16 protein-coding genes are annotated in these 26048 nt (G+C 70.1%); 6 read left to right on the forward strand and 10 right to left on the reverse strand.

Going from position 1 to position 26048, the window contains the following annotated elements:
• Nucleotides 1-5: 5 nt before the first annotated feature.
• Nucleotides 6-2708, reverse strand: a complete 2703-nt coding sequence (locus tag CMC5_RS19365) for a protein kinase domain-containing protein (RefSeq protein WP_156338730.1) — start codon at nucleotides 2706-2708, stop codon at nucleotides 6-8.
• 346 nt (nucleotides 2709-3054) lie between these two features.
• On the opposite strand from CMC5_RS19365, the gene CMC5_RS19370 reads away from it, so the two are divergent.
• Nucleotides 3055-4413 carry a GspE/PulE/PilB domain-containing protein gene (locus CMC5_RS19370; protein WP_063796309.1) on the forward strand — a complete coding sequence of 453 codons (1359 nt, stop codon included), beginning with the start codon at nucleotides 3055-3057 and terminating at the stop codon, nucleotides 4411-4413.
• A 78-nt stretch (nucleotides 4414-4491) separates the two neighbouring features.
• Here the strand turns inward: CMC5_RS19370 and CMC5_RS19375 are convergent, their stop codons facing one another.
• The 3 genes from CMC5_RS19375 to CMC5_RS19385 form a co-directional block, all read right to left on the reverse strand.
• A complete protein-coding gene (locus CMC5_RS19375) occupies nucleotides 4492-5691 on the reverse strand; it encodes a CaiB/BaiF CoA transferase family protein (RefSeq protein WP_050435996.1) in 1200 nt (399 codons plus the stop codon).
• Nucleotides 5692-5756: 65 nt separating this feature from the next.
• Entirely contained in the window at nucleotides 5757-6176 is a 420-nt protein-coding gene (locus CMC5_RS19380; RefSeq protein WP_245678519.1) for an SCP2 sterol-binding domain-containing protein, read from the reverse strand.
• 8 nt (nucleotides 6177-6184) lie between these two features.
• Nucleotides 6185-7270 (reverse strand): IMP dehydrogenase, encoded by a 1086-nt coding sequence (locus tag CMC5_RS19385; protein ID WP_156338731.1) that lies wholly within the window; start codon nucleotides 7268-7270, stop codon nucleotides 6185-6187.
• A 636-nt stretch (nucleotides 7271-7906) separates the two neighbouring features.
• Between CMC5_RS19385 and CMC5_RS19390 the strand changes: the two genes are divergently transcribed.
• A complete protein-coding gene (locus tag CMC5_RS19390; RefSeq protein ID WP_156338732.1) occupies nucleotides 7907-10522 on the forward strand; it encodes a HEAT repeat domain-containing protein in 2616 nt (871 codons plus the stop codon).
• Here the strand turns inward: CMC5_RS19390 and CMC5_RS19395 are convergent.
• The 3 genes from CMC5_RS19395 to CMC5_RS19405 all read right to left on the reverse strand — a co-directional run bounded on the left by CMC5_RS19395 (nucleotide 10519) and on the right by CMC5_RS19405 (nucleotide 15155).
• Nucleotides 10519-11334: a hypothetical protein gene (locus CMC5_RS19395; RefSeq protein ID WP_050431818.1), complete on the reverse strand. Its 816-nt coding sequence runs from the start codon at nucleotides 11332-11334 to the stop codon at nucleotides 10519-10521. The two genes, CMC5_RS19390 and CMC5_RS19395, sit on opposite strands and share 4 nt — an antisense overlap.
• Nucleotides 11335-11384: 50 nt before the next feature.
• Nucleotides 11385-13472 carry a hypothetical protein gene (locus tag CMC5_RS19400; protein WP_050431819.1) on the reverse strand — a complete coding sequence of 696 codons (2088 nt, stop codon included), beginning with the start codon at nucleotides 13470-13472 and terminating at the stop codon, nucleotides 11385-11387.
• 180 nt (nucleotides 13473-13652) lie between these two features.
• Nucleotides 13653-15155 carry an acetyl-CoA carboxylase biotin carboxylase subunit gene (locus tag CMC5_RS19405; RefSeq protein WP_050435999.1) on the reverse strand — a complete coding sequence of 501 codons (1503 nt, stop codon included), beginning with the start codon at nucleotides 15153-15155 and terminating at the stop codon, nucleotides 13653-13655.
• A gap of 1102 nt (nucleotides 15156-16257) precedes the next feature.
• Between CMC5_RS19405 and CMC5_RS19410 the strand changes: the two genes are divergently transcribed.
• Nucleotides 16258-17406, forward strand: a complete 1149-nt coding sequence (locus CMC5_RS19410; RefSeq protein ID WP_050431820.1) for a pectin acetylesterase-family hydrolase — start codon at nucleotides 16258-16260, stop codon at nucleotides 17404-17406.
• Between the two features lie 104 nt (nucleotides 17407-17510).
• On the opposite strand, the gene CMC5_RS19415 is transcribed toward CMC5_RS19410, so the two are convergent.
• The 3 genes from CMC5_RS19415 to CMC5_RS19425 form a co-directional block, all read right to left on the reverse strand.
• Nucleotides 17511-18086 (reverse strand): peptidase M23, encoded by a 576-nt coding sequence (locus CMC5_RS19415; protein ID WP_245678520.1) that lies wholly within the window; start codon nucleotides 18084-18086, stop codon nucleotides 17511-17513.
• A 63-nt stretch (nucleotides 18087-18149) separates the two neighbouring features.
• Entirely contained in the window at nucleotides 18150-19202 is a 1053-nt protein-coding gene (locus tag CMC5_RS19420; protein ID WP_050431822.1) for a hypothetical protein, read from the reverse strand.
• Nucleotides 19202-20152, reverse strand: a complete 951-nt coding sequence (locus CMC5_RS19425; protein WP_082363475.1) for a hypothetical protein — start codon at nucleotides 20150-20152, stop codon at nucleotides 19202-19204. The genes CMC5_RS19420 and CMC5_RS19425 overlap by 1 nt, the downstream gene beginning before the upstream one ends.
• 937 nt (nucleotides 20153-21089) lie before the next feature.
• Between CMC5_RS19425 and xseA the strand changes: the two genes are divergently transcribed.
• The 3 genes from xseA to CMC5_RS19440 are packed head-to-tail and all read left to right on the forward strand — an operon-like array spanning nucleotide 21090 to nucleotide 25898.
• Nucleotides 21090-22739, forward strand: a complete 1650-nt coding sequence (gene xseA / locus CMC5_RS19430) for an exodeoxyribonuclease VII large subunit (protein ID WP_245678521.1) — start codon at nucleotides 21090-21092, stop codon at nucleotides 22737-22739.
• A complete protein-coding gene (locus CMC5_RS41660) occupies nucleotides 22732-23811 on the forward strand; it encodes a shikimate dehydrogenase (RefSeq protein ID WP_245678522.1) in 1080 nt (359 codons plus the stop codon). Before xseA ends, CMC5_RS41660 begins: the two co-directional genes overlap by 8 nt.
• Complete coding sequence (locus CMC5_RS19440; protein WP_050431824.1) at nucleotides 23808-25898, forward strand: amylo-alpha-1,6-glucosidase; 2091 nt, start codon at nucleotides 23808-23810, stop codon at nucleotides 25896-25898. Before CMC5_RS41660 ends, CMC5_RS19440 begins: the two co-directional genes overlap by 4 nt.
• The last annotated feature ends 150 nt before the right edge of the window (nucleotides 25899-26048 follow it).

Genomic DNA, 26048 nt, shown 5'->3' on the forward strand with positions numbered 1-26048 from the left:
CCTGTTCAGCGCGCCAGCCACTCACGGCGCATGGTGTCCAGGGATTGCGCGAGATCGGGCTCGGAGATCTGCCGCGCGATGTCGAGGGCTTCCCGCAGGTAGACGGACGCCTCGCTCCCGCGCTCCCGCTCGCGCGCCACGAACGCCAGCGAGCCGAGCACCAGCGCCCGATCGGCCCCGCTCGGCCCCGCGAGATCGAGCGCCTCCCGCAGCACGCCGTCGGCGTCGGTGAGATCCCCCGCGCGCGCCAGCGCTTCGCCGAGCTTGCGGCTGAAGATCAGGACGGCGCGCAGCGGATCGTCGATCTCGCCGCGGAACATCTCCTGCCGTGACAGCTCCAGCCCCCGACGGAGCGCGAGCACCGTACCGCTCTGGTCTCCCCGCGCCGTCGCCCGATCGGCCACCTGCTCGATGAGCATCAGCGCCTCGAAGGCATTCTGCGCGTGGTAAGCGTGCAGCGCCTGGACCTCGATCGGCAGCGGGAGCGGATCCCCCGCGTCGTCGATGGGTGCCCGCGCATGCAGCTCTCGCCGCACGCCTGCCGGGATCGTGGTGAGCGTGACGTCACGGACCAGCGGATGGCTCGTCCTGAACCGGGAGTGCCTGCTGTGGTTCCCGCCACGTCGTGACGAGGCCCCGGGCCGCCCGTACAGCGCCTGCTCGGCAGGATACTCTTCGATCATCCCCGCCGAAGAGAGCGCACGGAGCAAGGGCTCGAAGCTCCCGATGTCGGGCAGGAGCCGCTGGAGCAAAGGCTGGTCGGCCTCGTCGCCCACGACGGCGAGCGCCTGCAACGTGCGGCGCGCGTCCTGGGGGAGCCGCTCGATGCGCGCGGCGAGCAGATCGGCGATGCGCGCCGGCGGGTTGCTTCCACCCTCCAGGCCGAAGCGCACCAGCTGATCCACGTACAGCGGCAAGACCCTGGGATCGTCCTCACCTTCGGTCTGCAAGATCGCGCGCAGATCGGCGTTCGGCGAGCCCTTGAGCAGCGCGGCCGCCGTCGCCTCGGGGAGGCCCTCCAGAGAGCGCACCCAGCCGCCCCAGTCGGGATCGAACTCCGGCGGATGCGTCGCCACCAGGAGCAACGGCACGAGCGGCGGCTCGGTCACGGCGTCGATGAACGCGCCCCGGCTCGCCCCGTCGACCGCGTGGAGGTCGTCGATGACCAGGACCACCCGCCGCCGCGGCGCCGACTGATGGGCCGCCGAGATCGCCCAGCGCAGCGCCTCGGCCGCGATGAAGCGACGATCCTCCGGCGAGAGCGTGCCCGCCGGCGGCTTCGACCACACGTGGAGGCGCCGCGAATCCGACGAGCGCTCACCGCGCCCGAAGATCTCCAGGAGCCCTCGCCGCGCTTCCGGCGAGGCGCCCGTCCACTCCGCTGGCGTTCCCCCGTCCAGCGGCAGCCCCGCGAGGCCGATGAGGGCCCACCGCAGCGCGTAATAGCTCACGTCGGCGGACCACGGATCCGGGCCGGTCTGGATGACCACGTCGCCCTCTGCCTCGCAGAGCCGCAGGAACTCGCGCGCGAGCCGCGTCTTCCCGACGCCCCCTTCTCCGACCAGGCGAGCCGCGACCACCGAGCTCTGCACGTCCATCCGACAGGCCTCGAGCCACTCCAGATCCGCCTCCCGCGCGGAGAACGGCAGTGGCAGGCGTGGCGGAGCGTTCGAGTGCGGCGCCTGGTCTCGTCGCTGCGCGATCTGCGCGGGCGCACGCGGGGCGGGCGCTTGCTGGACGATCCTCGAACCGCACTCGCCACAGAACTTCTGACCCCGCGGGACGATGGCCTTGCACGCGGGGCAGGTCACCGTGGCCTCGCTCCAGATGAAGCGGCCCGACGGCGTGTCGAAGGTCGCCTGCGCCGCGCGCAGCGCCTCCGCCAGCTCCTCGGCGTCCATGTACCGGCGGTCGGCGTCCTTCTGCAGGGCACGCAGACACACGTCGACCAGCGCGTCCGGGATCTCGCGCTCGGGCGAGATCACGGCCGGGTTGGGCGGCGGGAGCGAAAGGTGCATCAGCACCACCTGGGTCGGCGACTCCGCCTCGAAGGGGAGGCGCCCCGTGAGCAGCTGGAACAGAATCACGCCGACGGCGTACAGGTCGCTGCGCGCGTCGATGGAGTCGCCGCGCCCTTGCTCCGGCGACATGTAGTCGGGGGTGCCGCAGACGATGCCGGGGCTGGTGATGTTCGTCGCCGAGATGTCGGCCTTCATCTTGGCGAGGCCGAAGTCGACGACCTTCACGAAATCTCCGCCGGAGCGCATCGGCTCGAGGACGATGTTCTCCGGCTTCAGATCGCGGTGGATGATCCCGAGGTGGTGCGCCTCGCCCAGCGCGGCCAGCACCTGGCAGAGCACGTCGACGATGCGCTTGAAGCCGAGCGGCCCGTCCTCGTAAAGGACGCGGGCCAGGTCGCGGCCCCGCAAGAACTCCATCACCAGGTAGAGCTGCCCCCCGTTCTTACCGAAGTCGATGACGCCGACGGAGTTCGGGTGGTTCAGCCGGCTCGCGGCGCGCGCCTCGGTGATGAAGCGGACGGAAGCGCTCTCGTCACCGAGCAGGTGCGGGTGAATGATCTTCACCGCGACGGTGCGCCCGAGCGCCTTCTGCTCCGCCCGGTAGACACGCCCCATGCCGCCGACGCCGACCAGCTCCAGCAGCACGTAGTTGCCCGGCAACGTGGTGCCGATCAGCGGATCCTCCACGCGCCGATTCAGCTCGGACACAGGGAACCCGCAGACGGGGCAAAACTTGTGGGTCTGCTCGCAAGGGTTGGCACATTGCGGGCAGATCACCGTGGACACGGGCCGGACCTTACCACGATCGGCAAACTGATGGTGAGGGGGTGTAGGGCGCAGCCTGGTTGCATCGGGACGAGGAAGGGCCGGACCGGTCTGTGCGAGGCGCCCGTCCGGTCGGACCAGACAGGACCAGGCTCGGTGCTGGAGCGGCTGGAGGGAGGGGGGCGGGAGCGGTCCAGGGGGAGGGGAGGGGAGCCAGGTTCGGCGCCCGTTGGGCCAGGTATTTGCACTTGGGGTAACCTCGCCCTCGATGTCGACGCCTCGGATACGCCTCGGTCAGTTGCTGGTCGATGCGCGCATGATCTCGCCGGAAGCCCTCGACGACGTGCTTGCGGTCCAGCGCACCGATGGTCGGCGGCTCGGGACGCTGCTCGTCGAGCGCGGGACCATCAACGAGATCCAGCTCACCCAGATCCTCTCTCATCAACTCGCCGTCCCCTGGGTGTCGCTCCTCCACATCGAGTTCTCGAGGCAGCTGCTCGATCTCGTCCCCCGTGAAGTGGTCGAGCGGTACTGCCTGGTCCCGATCTATGTGCGCCGCGTTCGTCGGCAGGGCGACACCCTCTACGTGGCGATGGACGACCCGACCAACGAGGACGCGCTCCGGGAGTGCTCGACGTACTCCGGCCTACCCGTGCGAGCGATGATCGCGCCTCCCAGCGACATCGGCGACGCCATCCGCGCTTACTACGGCGCCAGCGTGCGACCGCCGATCCCGGCGACGACCTCGGAGCCGCCGTCGACGCTCCCCGATCTCCGGACGCTGCCCGGGTTCAGGGAGGCACTCGACGGTCCGGACATCGACATCACCGAGGAAGAGGTGGAGGACTTCACCGCGAGCGAGCTGGAAGAGGCGACGTCGCGGGAGACCCTCGAGTCGATGCCGAGCGACGATCTCATCGAGGCGAGCCGCACCGAGCCGCCCGTCGCCGACGGTGAGCTGGTCTACGAGGAGCTGGAGCCGACGATGGACGCGCCCCTCAGCTTCGCGCCGGCATCGACACCGTCGTCCACGTCGCGGGATCGGGCGCCCTCGACGCGGCGGGCGGGGACCAGCGCGCAGCTGCCGCGTCAGGTGGCCGCATTGCTCGGCGCCGTGCTGGGCTCTCCTGCGTCTTCGTCGAACCAGGCGGAGGCGGTCGAGCCGGAGGTGCCGCCCGCTCCCCCCTCCGATCCCGAGGTGATCTCACCCGCACAGATCCCTCCTCCCCGAGGAGGGGGACCTCGGCGTCGGATCTCGCTCACGCTGCTGGATGGCACGACGATCACGCTGCCGATGCGTCCGCGGCGACCTCCTCAAGAGCCGCCTCCCGTCCAGGTGCAAGTCCAGGTGGTGGAGATCGAGGAGCCGCCTCCGGCGTCGAGCAGCGAGGAGGTGTCCTTCGGCGACGAGGCGCCGCCCGTTCCCGTAGAGGAGCTCGAAGAGCCCGTGCTGACCGCGCGCGATCTGGTCGCCGCCCTGCGGGCCGTGTCCCACGGCGCCGACGCCGCCGACGTCCTCGGCGACAACGTCCGGTGGGAGGCCATGTTCGCGGCGCTGCTCTCCCTGCTCCTCCGCAAGCACGTCATCGCCGACTGGGAGTTCGTCGAGGAACTGAAAAAGATCTGAAGCAGGGGCCCTGCGGCCCCTACGCTCCCGCTGGTCGCTACCCGCAGAAGCAGGGGCCCTGCGGCCCCTACGCGCTCGTCACCCCTGGCGCGCCACGCCCGCTCGAAGCAGCGACTCGATCTCCTCTTCCGACAGGCCCCCGTCCCTCAGGACCTCTCGCGTGTGCTCTCCGGAGAGAGGTGCCGGCGTGAACGCGTCGTCCTTCGGCGTGACCGGCGTGCGCAGCTGCGGTGTCGGCCCTCGCGGGGAGGGGATCTCGAAGAACATGCCGCGCGCCGCGAGCTGAGGATCCTGCGGAAGCTCTCGCGGGTGGAGGACGGGTTCGAGGCAGCAGTCGCGCTCCTTCGAGAAGGCGATCCAGGCTTCCCGCGTGCGGCTGCGGAACAGGCCGGCGACCGTCTCTTTGAGGGCGACCTGATGCGGCCCCGGGACGAGCGCGCCCATGTCGGGTTCGAGGCCGACGCCAGCGCAGAAGGTCGCCCAGAACTTCGGCTCCAGCGCGGCCAGGGACATCGCGTGGCCGTCGCTGGTGACATAGGTGTTGTACGGAGCGATGCCGCCCGTCAGCGGCTCCGTTCCGCTCCCCAGCGGGGGCTGTGCCGCCGGGTCCGCGCCGCGATCGGAGAGAGACGCGGCGAGCATCGTGCCGAGCGAGACCGTCGCGAAGCCGAGCACCCCGTCGGCCATGGCGAGGTCGAGCGTCGCGCCTTGGCCCGTCCGATCGCGCTCGCGCAAGGCGGCGAGGATGGCGATCACGCACCACATGCCGCCGCTCACGTCGGCGAGCTGGAAGCCTGGGGCCTGCGGCGGACCTTCGGCCGGCCCTTGCGTCCCGAGGAGCCCGGCGCGAGCGAGGTAGTTGAGGTCGTGTCCTGCCCGCTGGGCGAGGGGTCCGGTCTGGCCATAGCCCGTCAACGCGCAGACGATCAGGCGGGGGTTCTCCGCCCGCAGGACCTCGTGCCCCAGGCCGAGACGATCGAGGACACCAGGGCGAAACTGCTCGAAGACGACGTCGTAGGAACGCACCAGCTTCCGCAGGGCGTCTCGTCCTTCCGGGCGCTTCAGATCGAGGACGGCGCTCCGTTTGCCCCGGTTCAGCAGGTGAAACGCCGCCGCTTCACCGGCCACCTGGGGCGGCATGTGCCGGAGGTAGTCGCCCCCTTGCGGGTCCTCGACCTTGTCGACCCGCGCGCCGAGATCGGCGAGCACGAGCGTGGCGTAAGGGCCGGGCAGGAGGCGTGACAGATCCAGGACCCGGAGGTCGGAGAGCGGTCGCATGGTGGTGTGGTGGAGAGGAGGGGGAAGGAGGGCGGGGAGCACACGCGCAGGTCGCGCGCGAGGAGCTACTTCTTCAGGTCGAAGAGCTTCTGGAGCTTCATCGCCAGCATCTGGTTGCCGGTGATCTTGAGCTTCCCGGCGAAGAAGAGCTGCATGCCGTTCGCGCCCGGGTTCTCGTAGAACTTCTGGAAGTCCTCGGCGCTGATGGTGATCACGCAGTCGGCGCCGCCCGGGTTGCCCGCCTCGGCCTTGACCTCGTCCTTGGTGTTGATGAACCACTCGCCGCCACCGTCGCCGGTGACGTTGATCTGGAACGTCGCACCGATCTGCTTGGCGGCGTCGGCGTTGTTCGAGAGCGTGGCGGGGAGTTCTTCGTTGAAGAGCTTCTGGATGTCGACGGCCATGGTCGTGCCTCCGGAGAGTGGGGTGTACCGGCGACAGGCCGGCAGGCCGCCGATGTACCCGCGCTCTCCGGTGCGCGTCAAGCGAGAGCTCAGCAGCGGGCACGGGGTGGCTGCGCCGTCGGTCGCGGCGCTTTGTCGAGCGCCGAGCGGATGGGCAACATCACCAGCCGATCCACCGCCACACGCTGCTCCGTCGGCGGGGGATCCTCGGGGGGGCCCTGCATCAGGCGCAGATCGCGCAGCGCGCGTCGATCCAGGGACGCGAGCGAGACGCCTTCCCCTTCCGGGGATGGGGTGAGGCCCGGCATGAGGCAGACCAGAACGATCTCGTTCGTCCCCTGGCGGATCCACGTTCCCTGGTACAGCGCCACCGCTTGGCCGATGGGCTCCTGGAAGACGAAGGCGCGCCACTCGATGGACGCTCTCAGATCGAAGGTCCTGCCCCCCGCGCGCAGCTCGTGGCCCTCCAGCCCGACGGTCAGACCGCGCGCGTCGGTGAGCAAGAACCGCTCGCGGCACCCGGGTGACAGGGCGGTGAGCTGGTCGAGGAGCGTGGCGAAGGCGTCGGGGGCCAGCAGGAGCGGCTCGCCATCCGGCCCGATCGCCGAGAGGCCTCCCTCGTCGGCGGTCACGATGGTCGCGCCCTCGATCAGCGGTGCGAAGGCGCGGCGTGTGGCAGGGCCGAACCCGGCGCCGATGTAGAACGTCCCCGAAGGGGAGCTGAGGAGCACCACCACCCGCTCGCGGCGCGGCGAGGCGAGCAAGGTGACGCCGAAGAGCTGGTTTTCGTCGAGCAGGACGGCCGGAGGTTGCCCTTTGCGTCCGTGGTAGGTGAGGCGCCCGCCGGCCAGGTGCAGGCCGCGCTTCTCTGGCAGCGCAACCGCGCGTCGTCTCGCGCGGATGCCCAGGTAGCGCACCACCCCCCCCAGCCCGGCGAGGATGAGAGGAACGATGATCCGCGCCAGCCCCTGGCCCAGCGCGACGAACAGCAGCGCCGCCACGAAGAAGGGAGGCCAGGGCCACGAGCGAGGGCGCTGCGGCGGCGGGGCGTCCGGGTCGATGGCGTCGAACCAGCGCCCGGAGGCGTTGCGGGCAGGCCTGGCCAACCCTGCCACGGCAAGGAGTGGGGCGCCTGCTTCGGGGAAACTTCCCTCGCGCTTGGCCTCGAGTCCCATACCACCTCCCGTGCCGAGCTGCGCGTCTCCTGCCGAGGTTAGCACGCGGCAGAGCGGGGAGAAGCTGCTCTTCGATGCGCCGTGGTCGCGTCGCGGAGGGCCGGTGCGCCAGGCGACATTGTCGTGCCGTCGTGCCGTCGTGCCGTCGTGCCGTCGCGCGGTCGCGTGCCGTCGCGCGGTCACGCGCCGTCGCGTCACGCACCGTCGGCCTCACGCCTCGTGCCATCGGCCTTGCCGCCATCGGCCTCGCGCCTCGCGCGGTGGACCGGGCGTGATGCGCGCGTGTCGTCACGCTTCCTCCTGGTCGAGCTGCTGAGCTTTCCTGTCGGCGCTCCAGGTCGCGTCAGGGGCAGCCATCGCTCCCGCCCCTTTTTTTGCTTCTCGCTCTTGCCCCGCTCTTGCCCCGCCCCACGCCCCCCGCTCTTGCCTGCGCGCACGCCCGGCGGGTCGCGCCCGCCCCGCCCCGCGCGCGTCCGAGTCGTCCCGACTCGTCTCGCCGGGCCGCCCTTCGGGTGGCGGTTGCTGAAGGGTCGGGCCGGTTCAGCTTGTAGGGCAGCTATCATCCTTTGCTGGTCGGCCGGGGACGGTCGGCGACCCGTGGGCTTCGGGGCGCGACCAGCTTAGACTTCCGACACTTTGCACCAGACCCCGGTCACACAGCGCCCAGCCCCCGTGGTCCCGGCGCGGCCGCGCGCGACCATCCTGGGCTTCGGGGCCTGGGGCCCGCTCGGCGTCGAAGCGCTGCAGATCGCCATGTGCGCGCGCGCGGGCCGCATCGAGCCGCGCCCCACCCGCTTCTTCGATCAGCGCGGACATCGCATCAGCGTCTCGCGTTCGGTCGCGCTCTCGGACGACCTGCTCGGCACCGCGCGCATCGCCGCGCTCGGCGCGCACGCGCTCCGCGAGGCAGCCCAGGGTCTGGAACAGCGCGTCCCTGGGCTGGTCCACATCGAAGGGATGGCGCCGCCGCCTTCCAACGGGGCGGCCCGAGCGACGGGCAACACCCCTCCCGGGCTCCCCTTGATCGTGGCCGTTTCCGACCGGGTCTCCGAAGAAGACGACACGCTCCTCGCATCGCTCGGCACGCTCAGCGCGGTGAAGACCGATCCTGCGCGCTCGACCTTGATCCGTTCCGGCCACGCGGGCTTCGCGGTCGCCCTCATGCGCGCGCTTGCGCTGCTGGAGGAAGGCGTGGCGCCTGCCGTCCTCGTCGGCGCGATCGACACCTACTACGACGAGCCATTCCTCCTCTCCCTGGACCGGGCGGATCGCCTCAACGCGCTCGACTGCCGGGGTGGGATCACGCCGTCCGAAGGGGCCGCGTTCCTCGCGCTCGGCTGGGACACCTTCGCCAGCTCGGCGCTCGGCTGGGTGCGCTTCGTCGCCAGCGATCAGGCGGGCCCTCGCCCCGAAGAGGGCGAAGCGATGGCGTCGCTGATCGAGCTGGCCGCTGCGAGCACGGGTCCCATCGGCTGGCTCCTCAGCGACGTGAACGCCGAGCCGACCCGCACCGCGGCGTGGGCCGCAGCCGAGCATCGCGCCGCGGGAGCGCTCGCCGCCCAGGCGCGGAGCGAGCAGTGGATCGAGGAACTGGGCGAGGTCGGGGCGGCCACGGGGGCGCTGCTCTCGACCATCGCGTGCGCGTACTGGGACGTCGGCTGTGCGCCGCGCTCGTCCACGCTCGTGGCGCTGCACGGTGACGGCCCCGAGCGCGCAGTGCTCGTCCTCGAAGAGATCCCGCGCGTCCCGGCCCAGGGCGTCTCTCGGCCTTCGATGACGCCAGCCGCCGCGTTCGCGGAGGCAGCCTTCGACGGTCCGGACTCCTCCATCCCTCCACCGCGGCGCGCGCCGAGCGTCGCGCCACCGCCTTCCTCGTCGACGGTCCAGGCCACGCCACCGTTCCGTGCGAGCGTGGGGGTCCCGTCGCTGCATCGCTTCGCGCCAGCGAGCGCTGGCGAGGCACCGGACGAAGACGTGCGCCCGCAGCTCCGTCGCCTCGCCCGCGACAGCCTCGAAGACATCGCCATCTTCGGTGACCTGTGGCGTCAGCGCGAAGAGGAGCCGGCGGCCTTGACGGCAACGCTGGAGCAGCAGGTGCTCGACAACCTCGACGCCCTCGTCGCGCTCGTGCGCCGTCGCCCCGCGCCGGAGGCCGTGAAGGAGATCAACCACTGCGCGCTGGAGATGTCGTTCCCCGATCGAGGGCGTGGCTTCGCGCTGGCGCTCGCGCTCGGGTGCATCGACGACGAGGAGGCCGCGCGCGCCGCGATCTCGGCCATGCGCAAGGCGCACCCCGGCACGCTGCCCGCGTGGGAGACGGGGCTCCGCCTCGCGTCCAGCCCGGAGATCGAGGCCGCCGCCGCGCGGCTCCTGCGCAGCGAGCGGACGCCGCTCGTGCGCGTCGCGCTGGAGGTGCTGCGCGCGCGCCGTGCCGCGGACATGGAGATCATCATCCCGCTGATCTCTCACAGCGAGGGCCGCGTCCGCGCCGCGGCGACGCGCTGCCTCGCCAGCATCCCCGATCCCGACACGGTGCGACCGCTCCTGGAAGCGCGCCTCACCGACCCTGACGATGGCGTCGCCCTGGCGGCGGCCGAGGGGCTCATCGTGCTCGGCGTGCCTTCCGGGATCGCGTGGGTGCGGGAGCGGCTGGAGCACGACCTCACGACGATCGGTGGGATGAGCCGGGAGCAGCGCAACACCGCGGCGCGGCTCGTGGCCCTCGCCGGGAGCGAGCGCGACTTCCAGCTCCTGGTCGACGTGGTCGCATTCGACACGCGCGCCGCCGAGATGCTCGGCTGGTACGGCCACCCCGACGGGGTGGATCTGCTCATCGATCTCCTCGATCAGGTTCACCTCGCCATCGCGAGCCGCGAGCCAGTGCGCGGCTCGGATCTCCTCATCAACCGCGCGCTGCACCGGATCACCGGCGTCACCCTGGAGCCCGATCCGGTCGCCTGGCGCAGCTGGTACGAGGAGAACCACAGCAAGCTCCCGAGGGCACGGCTCCGCTTCGGTGCGCTGTACACCCCCTCGCTCAGCCTCGAGGAGCTGTCCCGCGAGAACACGCCGCTCCGGGTGCGCCGTGACTGCGCCCTGGAGCTCTTGTTCCACCTGGGTCCCGCGGGGCGGATCGAGGTCGACGGCTGGTCGATGCTCCTGCTCGAAGCCATCTCCAGCCTCCGCGCCTCCCTCGCATCCGGCGAGATCCGGACCGCCCCCGCCGGGACCTTCCCCGCCGACGCGCGCTAGCGCACGACCCGCAACGCACCCTCTCGCACGCCTGCGACCACCGCGATCTGCAGCGTCCCGCCCTCTGCATCGGGAGGCGTCTGGATCAACGGGAGGCCCTCGGGGCGCTGCAATTCACAGAGCGTCCTCGCGGCGTTGGGCACGATCACCACATCGTCGCGCTCGAAGTCGGTCATGAAGCCACGGGGGGCGTAGTCGTCCCTCAACACCGAGAGCAGGCTCTTCTCCAGCGTCACGGCCGCCTCATCGTACGCCTGCGCGTACGCTCGTACTTTCGGACCCATCTCGTCGACCAGCGCTCGCACATCGCCCGCGCGCATCCGATCGCGCAAGAGCACCGCGTAGTCCCGTAGCGCATCGTCGTCGGGCAGCGCGGGGGCGTCGAGCAGCTCCGCCGAAAAGTCCGGGCCTTCGTTGTCGAAGGCGAGCGAAAACCGCTGCGGGATCGGGAGTTCCTCGTCTCGCTCGGCTGCGGCCTCACGCCGCTGCACGAGTTCGGTCATCACCGGGAGGTCGACGAGCAAGGGCCCCTCACCTGGAGCCACGGCGTCCCCCTTTCCGTACACGCGCACGGCACCGTGGAACTCCACGGCTTCGAACGTCTCGTACGAGCCGTCTTCTCGTTCCAGGGGCCAGACGTCGACGTCGATCCGGTTGCCTCTGCCGACCAGGTAGAGGTTGATGGGAGGCGCGAACCACTCGGGTTGTTCGCCAGCGGCGCTCATCTCCACGGCGGGGACCTCGTTGATCCGTATGCGCACGCGGCAGCGCTCGAGCTTCGCTTCCAGGTGATGGATCGGGAACGTGGACATGCGACGGGTTCCTTCCTCCGACGTTCGCTCGCGCGAGCGAAACTGCAGCCTCAACCCGTGAGCGTCTGCAGCGGGCTCGCCCCCTGCTTCAGGTGCTTGGCGAGGCTGTATCCGTCGACGGCGTCGTCGACGTAGCGTTCGAACCGCGACGCCTCGATCCAGTCGCGCCCCCAGCGCGTGCCCAGCGCGTCGAGGTCCTGTCGGATGGCGTTGGCCAGTGCGTCCACCATCTGGGGGGTGCGATGGAAGGCCGTGTCACGCTCGATCCGGTCTGCGAGCTTGCTGGTGATCCGGTCGAGGGACCACTGCTCGTCAGGAACGAAGGTCTTTCCGGAGGTCGTGAAGACACGGACATCCCATCCATTGGAGAGCACCTTGACGAGGATCGCCTTGATCGCGTTTCGGCTCAGGAACGGGGGCTTGTACTCTTCCTCGCTGGGCCACTGGAATTTCATTCGCTCGCTCTTGGGGATGAGCGTGCCCTTCCAGACCTTGGTGCCCGCGATTCCGAAGGCGCCAATGGACCCCTCCGCCTTGCACTGGATCCCCGTCCAGACGATCCCGCCGTCGATGCTGAAGACGTGCGAGCGGTTCGGCATGTTGATGCCGATCTCGAAATCGACCTCCAGCGCGCTCTCCATCGTGGCCTTGAGCTTCAGGACGTGCCCCGCCTCGACGCGGGCGCCAACCGCGACGGAAAACGTGCGGTCGGCGTTCCCCGAGAAGCCGGGGAGGCCATCCGGCTTGTACTTCTTGCCGCTGATCTCCGCCCCGAACGAGCCCGAGAACTGGGCGAAGGCTTGCGCCTTGAAGGAGTAGGCGCTGACCCCGATACCGATCTCGAAGGTGAGCGCGAAGAGGTCGAGGCTCGCCTTGATGTCGATGTAGCGAAAGACGCGGTGGTCTTCCCACTCCTTCCAGTACCACTCGGCACCCAGGCCACCTTGCATCACCTGGAGGTTCAGATCGAAGTACCACCCGACCTGCGGCGCGTACTCCTTGATGGTGTCGACCAGCTTGAGGACGCTCTCGACGAATTTGAGGATGCCGCCCAGGATCTCGAGGACGTTGATCTTGAGCGCTCCACGATCGCGCTTGATCACGATGGCGTCGACGAACTTGCTCTTTTGCTCCGCCTTGGCCTTGAGATTGACCTCGACGCTGCTCTGGGTGCTGCTGTCGACCGTCTTGAGGGAGCCGCTCGCCTCGACGGAACTCACCTTTCTCGACGAGGGCTCCCAGCTCTGCGCGGACGCCTTGAACTCTCGCTTCACCGTCTGTTTCTTGACGAGCGAGAGTTCACCGAGCGACTTGCCCTCGATGGCACTCGACGAGCTGCTGTACTTGTAGCCAGCCTTGAACTTCTCGAGTGGCGGGAACTTCAGCTCGATTTCGAACTGGCGTGGATTGAAGACCTCCACCCCGATCGAGCGCGGCCCTGGTTCGATCGTGTAGGTCGTGGTCTCGTTCAGCGCTCGCCAGAAAGGGGAGAACGGGAAACGCATCTCGTGGAGCGCTCCTCGGTATTCGACCTCGCCGGTGTACGCCGTGTAGCCTCCCGACTGGCCACCCTTCGTGGCGCGCGTCTCGGGGCGTCCCGTCGTCCTCACGGTCAACGCATCGGGCAGCTCTGGCCGGTAGTCGTCGCGCCAGTGGACGGTGATGGTGTCCTTGGTCTTGCCCATGTCCGGCACCACCTGGATGCGCGTGCCACGGTCGAAGAAGGGACGCTTGCCGGCTGCGTGGTGCTTGCACTCGAGCTTCCACTCCTGGAGCTTCTCCTCCTCCTTTTCGTGCTTCTCGATCACGGGCTCGGTCGGCTCGGCCTCCTCGATGCCTCCCAGCGGGCCGAGCGCGGGGCGGCGGCACCGCACCAGGACCAGCGTCCCCAGCTCCAGCTCTCGTGTGATCCAGTGACACAGCCCCTGCTCATCGGGCGGCGTGATCACCCCGAGGCGATCCCGTGCGAGCGCCCGCAAGAGCTTGTCTCGGTTGTCGGAGATCGCGAGGTACTGCCGGATGTGGGGCTCGAATTCTTCGCGCGCGACCGGCACACGGACGCCGTCGAACGCGAGCCGATCCTTGCCCGAGCGCAGCTCGAGGTGCTCCCGGAAGGGACCGTACAGGAACTGGATCATCGGACCTCCCCGCCACCGCCCCCGTCCGGCGACATGCTGGGCCCAGCAAGGCCCTCACCAGCGCGCCGGAGGCAGGATTGTGAGACGGCACGCTCATCGGAGCCTGCGCCGTCGCGATGGTCAAGCCCGAAGGTGTGTGTCCGCGTACGCTCTTCGCGCGCGCTTCGCTGCGGGGTGGCTTCAGCGCAGGTTGCCGCGGCCGGCCTGGACCCACGGCGAGAGGCTGGCACCGTGATCGGGGATCGAGACCTCCCGCGCGGTGCGACGCTCGGCGCGGGACACGGCCACTGCGAGCGCCGCGGCGAGGTGCGCCTCGTCCTCGGTGGGGACGCCAGCGAACCCGCAGAGCGCTGCAGTGTGCTCCTGGATGAAGCCGGTGTGGTAGCGGCCCGCCTGGAACTCGGGGTGCGCCATCAGGTTCTGATGGAACGCGAGGTTCGTGCGGATGCCGGTGACCACGTACTCCGACAGCGCGCGCTGCATCCGCGCGATCGCCGCGCGCCGATCCGGCGCCCACACGGAGAGCTTGGAGACGAGGGGGTCGTAGTGGCTGGGCACCTCGGACCCCTCGTAGAAGCCGCTGTCGTCGCGGACCCAGGGGCCGCTCGGGGGGCGCAGGGCCTCCAGCTTGCCCGGGCTCGGGAGGAAGCCGGAGCTCGGGTCCTCGGCGTAGATGCGGCACTCGATGGATGCACCGCGCCGCACCAGGGTCTCCTGGCGGACCGAGAGGGGCTCGCCCGCCGCGACGCGGACCATCTCCGCGACCAGATCGACGCCGGTGATCCACTCCGTGATGGGGTGCTCGACCTGGAGCCGGGTGTTCATCTCCAGGAAGTAGAAGCTCCCGTCCTCACCGAGGAGGAACTCGAACGTGCCTGCCGAGAAGTACCCGACGGCGAGGGCCCCGCGGACGGCGACTTCGCCCATGCGACGGATCAGCTCGTCGTCGGCGGCAGGGCAAGGCGTCTCCTCGACGACCTTCTGGTGGCGCCGCTGGATCGAGCAGTCGCGCTCGAAGAGGTGGACCATGTTGCCGTGCCGGTCCCCGAGGACCTGGATCTCGACGTGCCGCGGCCGGACGATGGCCTTCTCGAGGTAGACCGTGGCGTTGCCGAACGCGCGGGCGGCCTCGCTCTGGGCGCGCTCGAAGGCCGCGGGCAGATCCTCGGCGCGCTCGACGAGGCGCATGCCCTTGCCGCCACCGCCGAAGGCCGCCTTGAGCATGACCGGGTAGCCGAGGCGTGCGGCGGTCGCGAGGGCCTCTTCGGGGCTGTTCGCGTCTCCACCTGGCGTGACCGGGACGCCAGCGGCCATCATCTTGGCGCGGGCTGCGGTCTTGGAGCCCATGGCGCTCATCGCGCTCGCCGGGGGGCCGATGAAGATGATGCCAGCGGCCTCGCACGCGGCGGCGAAGTCGCGGTTCTCCGAGAGGAAGCCGTAGCCGGGGTGGATGGCGTCGCAGCCCGCGCGCCGGGCGACGTCGAGGATCTTGTCGATGCGCAGGTAGCTCTCGGAGGCGAGGGCGGGCCCGATGAGGTAGGCCTCGTCGGCCAGGCGCACGTGGAGGCTCCCACGGTCGGCCTCGCTGTAGACGGCGACGGCCTGGATGCCCATCTCGTGCAGGGTTCGGAGGATGCGGACGGCAATCTCTCCGCGATTGGCGATGAGGACCTTGCGGATCACCGCCGCCCTGTAGCACGGCCACGCGCTGGCGTACCCCTCCGAGGGACGTCCGGACGGGACGGCTACACCCTCGGTGTGTGATCCGGGACCGGCGAGGCAGGGGGCGAAAGGGCGAGGGGTCGACCGTGCGCCGCTGCAGGGTGTGTGCTTCCTGCGCTTCCGCGCGCCGGGGAGCGCCGCCTCGGGGAGCGCCGCGGTGTTCCCACCGTTCGTGAGGGCGCTCAGGGGGTCGGAGTGACGTTTCCAGATGTCGCAACGGCGCTCCATCGCGTCGGAGCGTCATTTCTAAAGTTGGAAACGGCGCACCAGCGTGTTGGTGCGACGTTTCTAAATGTTGCAACGGCGCACCAGCGCGTTGGAACGTCATTTCTAAAGTTGGAAACGGCGCTCCAGCGCGTTGGAACGTCATTTCTAAAGTTGGAAACGGCGCACCAGCGCGTTGGAGCGACGTTTCTACATGTTGCAACGGCGCACCAGCGCGTTGGTGCGACATTTCCAAATGTAGAAACGCGTTTCTGGACGTTGGCGCGCCATTCCCACATCCGGGAGCTCCGCTCCGGAGCGTCGCGCTGGTGTCCAGAACATGGGAGACGGAACTCCTGGCGTTGCGCTGGGGTTCGAAACGCGGGAGACGGAACTCCTGGCGTCGTGCTGGGGTTCAAAACGCGGGAGACGGAAGTCCGAGCGTCGGCGTCGATGTCTCTGCCAGAGTCGGCTGCGTCCTCGCACGCGCCGCTCGCGCTTGCTGGCATCCAGACGTCGTCCTCCTGCGGTGGTGCTGCGCATCACCCTCTCGGAGCACGAGAACGCGCGTCGCATCCGACGCGGACCGGAGCAGGCCTCCGTTGGCCCTGGTCCCGAGATGCCATTTCATGAGGCACTTCATGAAGTCAGGGTCTCCTGGACGTGATGCCTGGTACGATCGAGCCCTTGCGGCGCCTCGATAGGTACTTCATGAAGTGACCTGGGCGTCCCTGGAACGCCGGGGTGGATGGAAGAAATCGCCCGGTCGGGCTCAGGTCTGCGGCTTGCGTTCGAGGGACCTGCCATCGCGTGGTCGCGTGTCATTGCGCGGCGTCGTGCGGCAACGAGGACCACTCCCATGCTCAACCGCTCTGCATGCCTCTCGCGTCCGCTTCGCGCCGTCTTCGCGTCCTCGGTGGCGATCGTCGCGCTGGCTGCTTGCAGTGGGTCCGACGCCGGGAAAGGCAGCTCGGGGGAGCCGCCCGAGGAGGGCGCGGGCGGGTCGCCTGCGGAGCTGCCACACTTCGACGCGCTGCCCGTGGGGACGACCAGCGTGCTCCGTCCCGGTGGCGAGACGACCTGCTCGCGCGGCGGTGAGTTCGCGTTCATCGTGCGACCCGGCGATCCGACGAAGGTCATCGTGGAGTTCGAGGGCGGTGGCGCCTGCTGGAACGAGCAGACCTGCTCCTTCGCGGGGGCGATCTTCAAGGAGACGGTGGACACCGAGCGGTACACGGCGTCGCCCCCCGGGGGCTGGTACGACCAGTCGCGCGAGGGGCACCCGATGAAGGGGTGGACGCACGTCTACATCCCGTACTGCACGGGCGACATCCACTGGGGGGACAACGTGCAGACGTACGGGCAAGGCGAGAAGGCGGTGACCATCCGCCACAAGGGCGCGGTCAACGTGCGGGCGGCGCTCGACTGGGTGTACCGGGAGCTTCGAGCCCCGGAGAAGATCTTCGTCACCGGATGCAGCGCCGGCGGCTACGGGAGCATCTGGTGGGCGCCCGAGCTTCAGCGTCACTACGGGGCGTCGCGCGTCTACCACTTCTCGGACAGCGCGGCCGGCGTGATCACCAGCGACTTCTTCGAGAAGAGCTTCCCCTCGTGGAATGCGCAGGCGAGCTTCCCGTCGTTCGTGGGCGATTTCCGGGAGGCCACGTCGCTCTCGGCGCTCTACCGCATGATCGCCGCGCACTACCCGGAGAACGTGTACTCGCAGTTCAACACGCTCCACGACGACAACCAGACGTTCTACTTCACGGCGATGGGCGGCGGCGGGACCGACGCGTGGACGGCGCAGATGCTGGCGAGCGTGGCCTCGATCGAGGCGGCCGCGCCGAAGTTCGGGGCGTTCATTGCGGGCGGGGAGCAGCACTGCATCCTGCCGTACGAGAACTTCTACACGGCAGAAGCGGGCGGAACGAAGCTCACGACGTGGCTCGCCGACATGGTGAACGATCGGCCCGTGGAGAGCGTGTTCTGCGAGGACTGCTCGCCCTGACGTGCTGCGCGACGTCGCCGCGCGAGGCGGGTGTGTGGCGCGTGTGGCGCGCTGCATGAAGGAAGAGGCCAGCGCGCGTGGCGAGCCGGCCTCTTCGCCCGGGGTCACAGCGTCGGGACGCCGACCCGGTTCTCGCAGTTGGCGCTGGAACCGCAGGTGGTGCTCACGCTGGTGTACCAGGCGCTCTTCCTGGTGCCGTACTGGCGATTGTCGGCGTGGACGTGGGCGCCGTAGGACTGGCCGGTGGATCCGACCAGGCCGAGGGCGCAGCGGTCACACGACTGGGTCTTGGAGCTGCCGTTGGAGTTCACGTGGAGCTGGCGGAAATCCCAGCCGCTCCCGCCGGAGACGACGTAGTAGTTGCCGGCGCCGCCGTTGCAGTTGGGGTTGGGCGGGGGGTTCGCGCAGTTGTTCGCGCAGCCGCCGGAGTACTTGTAGTTGAAGGTGCCGAGGAGCATGCCTCGGTGGTTCCACGAGCCGCACGTCTGGTTGCTCATGTCGAGCGCGGTGTGCGAGCTGCCGTTGCACGAGTAGTACGTCGTGGAGCCGACGCGCGCCTTCGCCTCGCAGATCGGGCCGCGCGCGGTGGCGGCTTCGATCGGGGAGGGCATGGTGACGGCGAGCGATGCGAGCGCGCCGATCGCTGCGAGCTTCAACCCCAGCTTGGTGATCCGATTCATGGGCATCCTGTCTCCTCTGCTGTGCTGTTCCGGTCTGCCCGCGCCCCTTGCGCGGGTGTCGATCTATGGCTTGATGCGCTGCTTCTCTCGCAGGACGAGCGACCACTCTTGCAGGTTCATCGACAGGGCCTTCAGCCAGGCGTCGATGTCGGGGCCGAGGGTCGAGTCGATGCCGCGCAGCGACTCCAGGATGGGGACCGCGCCGCCGAGCCGCAGATGCACGATGCCCTCCAGCATGGCCGCGCGGACCTCGGTCGTCGTCTCGCCGGGGTAGTGGGTGATGAGCGCTCGTTCCGCCGTGCCCGCGCTCGCCGCAGGGACGCCGCCGAGGGCCTTCGCTGCGGCGGCGCGCACCTCGGCGTGCTCGGAGCGGAGTTCCTTGACGAGCGTCTGCACGGCGTCGGGGCCCACTTGCTCCATGGAGGTGCCCGAGAGGAGCTTGGCAGCCGTCTTTGGATCGGAGCAGGCCGAGGCAGCCTTGACGGCGGCCTCGGAGACGCCTCGATCGTGGCCGAAGTAGATCTTGCTGTTCTCGTGGAGAAGGTTCTCCACGGCGGCGTCGCGCACCTCGGGAGAGGGATCGCGCATGAAGTCTTCGTAGGAGATGCGCTTCTGCTGGAGGACCTCGACGGAGGCGATGCCGCGCATGCCACCCAGGGCCGCCGCGCGCAGCTTCGGGTCGGCCTCGGCGCGGGCGCGGTCGATGACGGGATCGAGCAGGGAGAAGTCGCGGGTGTTGCTCGCGCGGGTGGCGAGGGCGACGCCGAGGGCCTCGACGAGGCCTGGATCGCGTTCGCCAGCGAAGAGGGCGCTCAGCTCCTCGGGCGGCATGGCGAGGGCGGCCTCCTTGATGAGGAACTTCATGTAGCGCTGGAGCGCAGGAGAGCCGTCCTTGAGGGCGCCACGCAGGGTGTCGACCATGGCCGGGAGGGAGCACCCGACGAGCGCGGGGAGCGCGGCGGGAGCGCCCGGGGCGCCGGGGACACCTGGTGGCGAGGCGGCCGACGTGGGCGGGTTGGGGTCGCTCGGGAGCGCGGGATCGGCCGCGCCGAGCGCCATCGAGAGCGAGGCGGCCGTGGCGGCACACAGGCCGAGGGAGACGAGACGACGCTTCATCAGTGGGGCATCCCTTCTTCGAGCACGCACTGGTGCCGCTCGACCTTGCCCATCCAGACACGCTCGAAATCGACGGTGCCCGCCGCGTAGATGGCCATGAAGTCCTGGTGGTCGTCCTTGAACCGCGGGTCGAGGGCGGCGTAGGCGGCGAGGATCGGCATCGCGCCCGCGCCGCCCACGCGCACGGTGAAGCGGAAGATGGCCCAGCGTACGCACTCGTCCTGCTCCGCGGGGAACGCTTGCTGGTAGATGGCGAGCACCTTGTTCGGTGAGCGGGTGACCGAGAGCCGGTGGGCGGCCATCTCGCGGACGCTGCGATCCGGGTCGGTCATGAGGAGCTTGGTGAGCACCTCCAGATCGTTGTCCTCCAGGATCGGGTCTGCGTACGAGGGCATCTCCAGGGCGAGGAGCTGCACGCCAGTCTCCGGCGAGTCCTTGCCGACCGACAGCAGCTCTTTCCAGTAGGCCTGGTAGCTGCCCGTGCGCTTGAAGTCCTCGTTCATGACTCGCCCGAGGGTGCGGGTCGCGATCCAGGCCGCAGACTCGGCGTCGTCGTCCATCGCGATGGCCTTCATCCGGCCGATGGAGGCTTCGTCGAGGCGGTGCTGCGTCTCGAGGGCTTCGAGCGCAGAGCCGCGGAGATCCGAAGCGGCGGACTTCTGCTCTCCCGTCGCGAGGAGCGCCGAAGCGACCCTGGGATCGCGCACGGCGGAAGATTCCTTGATGGAGCCCATCAGGATGCCGAGTTCAGGGCCCGACGCCTGGGTCGCCCACCCGAGCACGGTGAGGGCGGTGTCGGCGTTGCCGCCGATCATCTCGGCGAGGCGGTCACGCAGGTACTCGGCGAGCAGGGGATCCCCCTGGGCGACGGCGTTGGAGATGGCGGCGCGCAGATCGGTGAGGCTGGCCTTCTTGTCGAAATCGACGAGCCCCTGCCAGCAACGCGGCATGGGGATCCGGTCGCCGGGGGGCGGGCCCTCGTCCTCGCCGCTCGCCTCGTCGGCACTGTGGTGCGAACCACCGTGGCGGTGCCGTTCCCCTTCGGGAGAGGCGGCGCCGAGCTCCTGGTTCGGTTGAACCGGTGGATCAGGTGTACCTTTCGGCCAGAAGAGGAACCAGAAGCCAATGAGCAGGAAAATTCCTGCAATGGTACCCGCCAGACGTCGACGCATGCGTGATTGAACAACAATCACGATCGATGGATGCACGTCAATGCCGAGACCGCATCGAACGGCTTCGAATCGAGGTGGTTCCTGAATCGAAGATAAGTGCACCCCAATGCAGGAATTGCGCACATCGGGCGTGATGTGCTCCCTGGTCACGAACCGGTTCAATCATCCAGGACAGGGAAGGTTGCTACGCGCTGCATCGTTTTCTTCGCAGATCCAGGCGGTGTGATCGCGGGAGCGGCCGCATCCCGATTCGCCACGCCTTCGACGAGCATTCGACGTCCCATTGCAATGCGCACCGCGTTCGAGGTGTCGCACACGAGCGATGACGGATGCGCTGACGCAGCGAGGATGCAAACGCATCGGAGGTGCAGGTGTGAGGTGAAGGCATGAGCGTGCAGGCGTGAGGTGGGCGCAGGCATGAGACGGGTGCAGGCGTGAGCGTGCAGGCGTGAGGGGCGAGCGTGAGCGGCGAGGGTTGGCGTCGCGTGAGGGCGTGCGTGCAGGCGTGACGTGGGAGGTAAAGGAGGAACGGCGCGAAGCCTCTGAATGAGGAGAGACGGACGAGAAGGCCGACGTCGTGAGCGCAAGGCAGACGCGAAAGGCCTGAAGGAAAGACCTGACGCGAGACGCGAAAGAGGTCGCGTCGGGTGCGCTGGGTCGCGGACCGATGCCCGAGAGGCTAGGCAGACGGCGCGGGGCAGGGTAGGAGTCAAGGGTGCAGCGTCGTGAATCGCCGCCGGACTCGTACGCAGCGGGCCGCTTCGAAGGTCCGGATTCGGCGTGGGAGACGATGGTCCCCGTGTCGGGGCCAGGGCCGGCGTCTGGACCTGGCAGCGGTGGCGTGCGTCGTCCGTCGTTCGATGGGGAGCCCGAGGTGCTCTCCGTCGGCGAGCTGGACAAGCGGCTGAAGCGCCTCCTGGAGGGGTCGACCAAGGACCTGCGGGTCGAGGGCGAGGTCTCCGGGCTGAAGCGCGCGTCGAGCGGGCATGCCTACTTTTCGCTGAAGGACGAGCGGGAAGAGGCGTGCATCGAGTGCGTGATGTACCGGACGGCGGGGCCGCGCTCGCTGCGGCTCCTGGCGGACGGGACGCGGGTGGTGGTGACGGGGCGGGCGTCGCTCTATGTGCCCCGCGGGCGGCTCCAGTTCATCGTGGAGCAAGCGGCGCCTGCGGGTCGTGGCGCGCTGCTGGAGGCGCTGGAGCGGCTGAAGGAGCTGCTCGCGTCGGAGGGGCTGTTCGCACTGGAGCGCAAGCGGCCGCTGCCGAAGGAGCCGCGGGTGATCGGGGTGGTCACGAGCGGGAGCGGAGCGGCGATCCACGACATCGTGACGGTCGCGTTCCGGCGCGGGGGCGCGCGGCTCTTGCTGGCGCCGGCACCGGTGCAAGGGGCCGGGGCGGGGGCCCGGATCTGTCGGGCGATCGGGCTGCTGGAGCAGGTGCCCGAGGTGGACGTGATCATCGTGGGGCGCGGTGGGGGATCGGCCGACGATCTGAGCGCGTTCAACGACGAGGCGGTGGTGCGGCGGGTGGCGCTCGCGCGGGTGCCGATCGTGAGCGCGGTCGGGCACGAGGTGGACGTCTCGCTGACGGATCTCGCGGCCGACGCGCGGGCGGCGACGCCGTCGCAGGCGGCGGAGATGCTGGTGCCGGACGCGGGGGCGCGGAAGCGAGAGCTGAGCTTGCTGACGCGGCGCCTGGCGCGGGCGATGGGGCACACGCTCGACGCGGCGCGGGCCGATCTGGATCGGCGGATGGCGTCGCTCGGGTCGCCAGAGCGGCTGCTGGCAGAGCCTCAGCAGGCGCTGGATGATCTGACGGCGCGGTTGGAGCGCGCGATGGAGCGGCGGCTGACGGGGGATCGGGCGGGCCTCGCGCAGCTGGAGCGGCGGCTGGCGGGTCGTCATCCGCGGGCGGTGATCGCGGATGCGCGGGCGTCGCTGGGGCCGCTGACGGTGCGGCTGGGGGCGGCGACGCGGCGGTACGTGCGGGGGCTGCGTGGGCAGTTCGCCGAGGATGTGGCGCGGCTGTCGGCGATGTCGCCGCTGTCGGTGCTGGCGCGTGGGTACGCGATCACGACGGATGGCGAGGGGCGGGCGATCCTCGACGCGCGATCGGTGGGGGTGGGGGAGCGGATCACGGTGCGGGTCCACGAGGGGGCGCTGCGGGCGACGGTGACGGCGACGGCGGGGCCAGGGGAGCCGCTCGACGAGGGGGCAGGGGGCGGGTCCGGGGGCGGCGCGGCCGGCGGCGGCGGCGCAGGGAGACCCCGGGGTGGACGCGCGCCGCGGCGGCGGGCGCCGCGGGTGGAGACCGAGCAGCTTCGGCTCGGGCTGGAGATCGCGGAGGAGCCTCGCGCTGATGGCTGAGCGACGGTTGTTCGTGCTCATCGGGCACCCGGTGCGGCACTCGGTGTCTCCGGTGATGCACACGGCAGCGTTCCGTTCGCTTCACCTGCCGCACATCTACAGCGCGTTCGACGTGCCGACGGAGGCCGATCTCCGGCAGATCGTGGGCGAGGTGCGCAGCGGCGTGATCGCGGGCGCGAACGTGACGGTGCCGCACAAGCAGACGGTGCTCTCGATGGTCGACGCGATCGACGAGAGCGCGGCGGCGGTGGGGGCCGCGAACGTGCTGGTGCGGACGCCGGACAAGCGGGTGGTCGCGTACAACACGGACGCGCTGGCGCTGGCCGACGAGCTGGACGAGCTGATGCGGGAGACGGGGCCGGTGGTGCCGAGCAGGAAGGCGCGCGGGGGAGCCGCCGAGGTGCCAGGGATGGGACGCGCGGTGAGCGCGCCAGCGGTGAGCGATCCGGCGGTGAGCGATCCGGCGGTGAGCGATCCGGCGGTGAGCGATCCGAGCTTGCCTTGTCCGCGGCGGCGCGCGGTGATCATCGGGGCGGGGGGCGCGGGGCTCGCGGCGATCGTCGCCTGTCAGCGTCTGGGGATGCACTTGATCAGCGTCACCACCCGCTCGTGGACGAGCTCGGCGGTGATGCTGGAGTCGGCTTCGGGGGAGCGCGCCCGCGCGCTGGGGGCGCTCACGGCGCCGTGGCCGGGGCGGAGCACGCCGATCCTGAGCAAGGCGTCGCAGATGCTGCGGCTGAACTGGAGCGAGACGGCCGCGACGGCGGATCTCATCATCCAGGCGACGAGCGCGGGGATGCTCGGGGGGCCTCCAGGGGACGACGTGACCGGGATCGTGCCCTGGGACATGCTGGCTCCGCATGCGCGCGCGTACGATGTGGTCTACAACCCGCCGGTGACGCCGTTTCTCCGGTTGTCGGGGATGCGGGGTCTTCGAGCACGGGATGGTCTAGGGATGGTGGTAGGACAGGCTGCGCGGTCATTCACGTTGTGGACGGGGATGGACGCGCCCGTGGAGTTGATGCGGTCGGCGGCGGAGGAGTCGCTCGAGAAGGCGGCGAGCGTGCGATGAGGCGGAGCGCGCCGGGACTCTCCGACCTGAAGCAGGCGCTGGCCAGCGACGAGGCCGTGCCTTCCCCGTGGCCTCACGTGGTGGTGCGGGGGGAGCTGGGGCTGGCCCGGCAGGAATGGCTGCACACGAACGGCGCTGGCGCCTTCGCGAGCTCGACGGTCGCTGCGATGCACACGCGGCGCTACCACGGCCTGCTGGTCGCCGCGCTGGATCCGCCGCGCGGGCGCCACGTGATGCTGTCGCACGTGGACGTGGGGGTGGATCCGAACGAGCCCGGGGTGCGCCGGCGGCCGAAGTGGGAGCTGGGGATGCACCAGTTCCCGAGCGTGGATCCCGAGGACACGGCGTTCTACCTGGCGTGTTTCGATCAGGATCCGCTGCCGCGCTGGACCTACGAGGTGGGCGGGGGGCAGCTCGAGGTGTGTCTGGCGCTGGTCCGTGGCGAGAACGCGGTGGTGCTGCGGTACCGGTGGCAGGGGCCGCAGTCGGTGCGGTTGACGTTGCGGCCGCTGCTCGCGGTCCGGCACATGCACACGCTGCTGCGGGAGAACGGGGGGATGTCGAACCGGGTGGAGCTGCGGGTGGGGACCGCGGCCGATGGGGCGACGTACAACGAGGTGCGTGTGCAGCCGAACCGGCTGCTGCCTCGGCTCTGCTTCCGTTACCAGGGGACGTTCGTGGGATCGCCGGACTGGTGGCGGCGCTTCGAGTACCTGCGGGAGCAGGAGCGGGGGCTCGATTTCCAGGAGGATCTCTGGACGCCCGGTCACGTGGACCTGGTGGCGGAGCCGGGCTCGTCGTCGTACCTGGTGGTCGCGGTGGAGTCGCTGCCCGAGGGGGAGCCGGAGGCGCTCCTCCAGGCGGCTCGGGCCGCGATCCAGGCGGAGGATCCCGGGCCTTCGGCGCCGGTCCTGGTGCGGCGGCTGAGCATCGCGGCGGAGGCGTTCCGGTGCGATGAGGGGGCGAACCCCGGGGTCATCGCGGGGTACCCATGGTTCGAGGTGTGGGGGCGGTACGCGCTGATCGCGCTGCCCGGGCTGTACCTGGTCCCCGGGAAGGTGGACGGGGCGATCCGGGTGCTGCGCGGGCTGATCGAGCAGATGCAAGGGGGGCTCGCGCCGAACCGGCTGCCGGACAGCGGGGGGGCTCCGGAGTACCACGCAGCCGACGCGACGCTGTGGCTGTTCGAGGCGGCGCGCCAGCTGGTCGACGTGGTGGGCGAGGAGCACCCGTTCGTCGTCGAGGAGCTGCTGCCGGCGCTGCAGTCCGCGTTCGAGGCGGTGCTGCACGGGACGCGCCACGACGTGCACCTCAGCGCCGACGGGCTGTTCGCTGCAGGGCGAAAGGGGGAGGCGCTGACGTGGATGGACGCGCAGGTGCGCGGTGAGCCCGTGACGCCGCGCGTGGGGTGCCCCGTCGAGCTGCAAGCGCTGTGGGCGAAGGGAGCGGAGACGCTGGCGAGGATCGCGCGTGCGGCGGGGGACGACGCGCTGGCCACGCGGGCCGAGGCCGCCGCGCAGACCACGCGGAAGGCGTTCCAGCGGCGCTTCTGGTGCGAGGATACCGGCTATCCATACGACGTGATCTCCGCGGAAGAGGCGGGGGTGGGCGCTGTACGGGATGCGACGATCCGGCCGAATGCGCTGATCGCGCTGGCCGTGGACCCGGACTGCTTCACGCCGGACCAGGCGACGGCGCTCCTCGAGCGGGTCCGGCTGGAGCTGTTGACTCCAGCCGGGGTGCGCTCGTTGTCCCCCGCCGATCCGAGCTACGTGCGGTGGTATGTGGGGAACGCGGAGGAGCGGGACAAGGCCTATCACCAGGGGGCGGTGTGGCCCTGGCTGCTGGGGTTCTATGCGCGGGCGGCGCGGCGGTCGTCGTCGCTGGGGGAGCATGTGCTGCCCCTCTTGCGGCGGTTCCTGGCCTCGGCGGCGGGGAATGCGCTGGCGCTGGGGTTCGTGGCCGAGCTGTGCGACGGGGAGCCGCCTCATACGCCGCGGGGGTGCGTGGCGCACGCGGCGGGGGTCGCGGAGCTGTTGCGGGCGCTCCTGTGGGATCTGCCCGACGGGGAGCCCTCCTCGGGGTGACGGACGGGCGAGAGCGCCCGTCGCGATGGCGGAAGACGCGGTGGGGAGGGGGGCTGGAGTACGCGCCGGCGCGACGGAAACGGGCGGATTCGTGGGTCGATCCGCGCGAAGACGGGGAGACGGGGAGGTGATGGTGGATCGAGGGATGAC

The sequence above is a fragment of the Chondromyces crocatus genome, assembly GCF_001189295.1.
Classification (GTDB): Bacteria; Myxococcota_A; Polyangia; order Polyangiales; family Polyangiaceae; genus Chondromyces; species Chondromyces crocatus.

Bases quoted from the DNA above. Each gene is read 5' to 3' on its own strand.
- CMC5_RS19370 (WP_063796309.1), top strand. From the start codon at position 3,055: ATGTCGACGCCTCGGATACGCCTCGGTCAGTTGCTGGTCGATGCGCGC.
- CMC5_RS19375 (WP_050435996.1), bottom strand. From the start codon at position 5,691: ATGCGACCGCTCTCCGACCTCCGGGTCCTGGATCTGTCACGCCTCCTG.
- CMC5_RS19385 (WP_156338731.1), bottom strand. From the start codon at position 7,270: ATGGGACTCGAGGCCAAGCGCGAGGGAAGTTTCCCCGAAGCAGGCGCC.
- CMC5_RS19395 (WP_050431818.1), bottom strand. From the start codon at position 11,334: ATGTCCACGTTCCCGATCCATCACCTGGAAGCGAAGCTCGAGCGCTGC.
- CMC5_RS19400 (WP_050431819.1), bottom strand. From the start codon at position 13,472: ATGATCCAGTTCCTGTACGGTCCCTTCCGGGAGCACCTCGAGCTGCGC.
- CMC5_RS19410 (WP_050431820.1), top strand. From the start codon at position 16,258: ATGCTCAACCGCTCTGCATGCCTCTCGCGTCCGCTTCGCGCCGTCTTC.
- CMC5_RS19415 (WP_245678520.1), bottom strand. From the start codon at position 18,086: ATGAATCGGATCACCAAGCTGGGGTTGAAGCTCGCAGCGATCGGCGCG.
- CMC5_RS19420 (WP_050431822.1), bottom strand. From the start codon at position 19,202: ATGAAGCGTCGTCTCGTCTCCCTCGGCCTGTGTGCCGCCACGGCCGCC.
- CMC5_RS19425 (WP_082363475.1), bottom strand. From the start codon at position 20,152: ATGCCGCGTTGCTGGCAGGGGCTCGTCGATTTCGACAAGAAGGCCAGC.
- CMC5_RS41660 (WP_245678522.1), top strand. From the start codon at position 22,732: ATGGCTGAGCGACGGTTGTTCGTGCTCATCGGGCACCCGGTGCGGCAC.
- CMC5_RS19440 (WP_050431824.1), top strand. From the start codon at position 23,808: ATGAGGCGGAGCGCGCCGGGACTCTCCGACCTGAAGCAGGCGCTGGCC.